The sequence below is a fragment of the Paenibacillus sp. 01T422 genome (assembly GCF_056398785.1).
The window spans coordinates 1-1986 of sequence record NZ_JBFTQB010001051.1 but is presented as its reverse complement, the minus strand read 5'-3'; the positions used below and the strand labels follow the sequence as shown (position 1 = coordinate 1986).

Annotated in this window: 3 protein-coding genes; all 3 read right to left on the bottom strand. The window is 41.0% G+C overall.

What is annotated here, in order from left to right:
• Positions 1 to 36 precede the first annotated feature (36 nt).
• Positions 37 to 666: an anti-sigma factor family protein gene (locus AC1DUA_RS35360; protein ID WP_477504185.1), complete on the bottom strand. Its 630-nt coding sequence runs from the start codon at positions 664 to 666 to the stop codon at positions 37 to 39.
• Between the two features lie 7 nt (positions 667 to 673).
• The gene (locus AC1DUA_RS35355; RefSeq protein ID WP_189014316.1) at positions 674 to 1255 is read right to left on the bottom strand and encodes an RNA polymerase sigma factor; all 582 of its coding nucleotides are present in this window, start codon (positions 1253 to 1255) and stop codon (positions 674 to 676) included.
• Positions 1256 to 1681: 426 nt separating this feature from the next.
• Positions 1682 to 1986: polysaccharide deacetylase family protein (locus AC1DUA_RS35350; RefSeq protein WP_477504184.1), on the bottom strand; the 305-nt coding region annotated here is incomplete at its 5' end.

Here is a 1986-nt window from a genome sequence, read left to right as displayed (position 1 = left end):
TCAGTCAATAAAATGAAAAATGCCCCTTCCGGAGCACTAGGCTTTGGTTCGCGATAACCAGTTCATTATGATGATTGTTGCAATTAAACCCAAAATTGAAACAACAAGCAAATAATGTGGATACGAATGAATCGGCCCTACATGGAATCGCAATGGCTCCATGAAGCTAGGGTTTAGACTTGCTACGGCATCTACCATCTTATGTCCATTCATCGTTTCAGAGCCTGTCGGCTTCATGGCTTGCGGCGCTTGCAGATCAAATAACGTATTATCGGCAGCAGCTATCGACGACTTCGGCGTACCGTCATAGACAACTGCGAATAAAAAGCTGAATACGAATAACGCTAAACAAAAAGCAATGACTGCCGTAAGGTTACGGCGAAACTTGTAAGAGATCGTATACATGCGCTCGGAAACCGGAATACGCCATGATTCATCCTCATAAATTCGACTCATGACCTTGCCTGAGGCCATTGGTTCATAATCTGGAAGCTCACTGTCGATTGCAGCAGTACGTATGRGGATCGTACTTTCCTCCCAAATCTGAAATTCTTCTGCACATTCGGCGCATGTAGCAATATGCTCATCCACCGCGGTACGTCGCAGGTCATCATTCGGCAAGTCCCAATACACCCCAAATAATTCCTGGATCTCACTACACTTCATCGTTGTTTCATCCCTTCGATTCTTCGAATATCGGTTCACTGAAGTAAGGGTCCAACTGTAGCTTGACTGATGCTCTAGCCCTGAATAATAGGGACTTCACCGAGCTTACTGTTTGACCTAAAATGTTGGCGATTTCCTGATAATCCATCTGATCATACTCTCTCAATATCAAAGCAGATCGTTGTTTCTCTGGCAAGCTGTTAATCGCATCTCGAACCATCGATACTTTCTCGTTTCGCAGCATGGCTTGTTCCGGCATGGCATCAAAAGAAGCATGTGGTGTCAATCCGCTCTGCTCTAACGAAACTTGCACACTTTTATTTTTGCGCAGCTCACTCAAAACTGTATTCCGTGCAATTGTATACAACCAGGTAGAAAAGGATGCTTCAATCTCTCGAAAGGAGTGCAGACTGCGATACGCTTTATAAAACGTTTCGTTACACAAATCTTCAGCAATAGCTTCCATTTGTGTACTTTTGAGCATATGAAAGATGAATGCAAGGATTTTACGCTCGTAACGACGCATAAGCTCGTTATATAGCTGAACATTTCCATCCTTGATTTCTCTGATCAATTGGGAATCGGTCATTACGTGGCGACCCTCCTAACGGTTCCCGGGTACCACTCCAACTGCTCATACATGTTGTACTGCGGTTAGAGTGAAAAGTTGCGTTCATTTGTAAAATAAATGTGAAAGGATCAATATGTAAAATATGACTTATTAAAGGCTTCTCGATAAATTGCGAAATTCCTGCTCCATTCGACAAATTGTTGAAAAAAATTCACATTCAAGCTTGTCTGTTGAAAGCAACAACCCACCCTATCCATTATATATTAATTTCAGAAAAATATGGTATCTATAAGCAAAAAAAAAAAACCGCCAAATTGGCGGCTGCACTTATGGTGCGATTATCGGATAGGAGTGGAGAGAAACCATACTGTACTTTTATTATATGTATACGGTTTCATTCTGTCAATACTTTTTTGAAAACGTTTACCTAGTCTTTTTAAAGCCTTAAGACTTGATCTGTTGTAGTTGATGCCTTTTGGATTGATTAATTAAATTATTAATGGAATAAGGACGAATATAAGGACTACCTGCATTTATACGCGGTATTTGCATCGGATCCGTTTGTAGGGAAGTTAACCCCGCTTTGGTCGTGAATGCATATTTAACCCCGACTTCATTGAGATAGGAAATCGTAAAATCATCATAGCTGCCAAACGGGTAAGCATAAGAATCGATAGATTTAGCTCCATTTAATTCTCGAAGCTTAGCCATACATGTTTTCGTATCCGAAATCACTCTTTGTTTGAGAT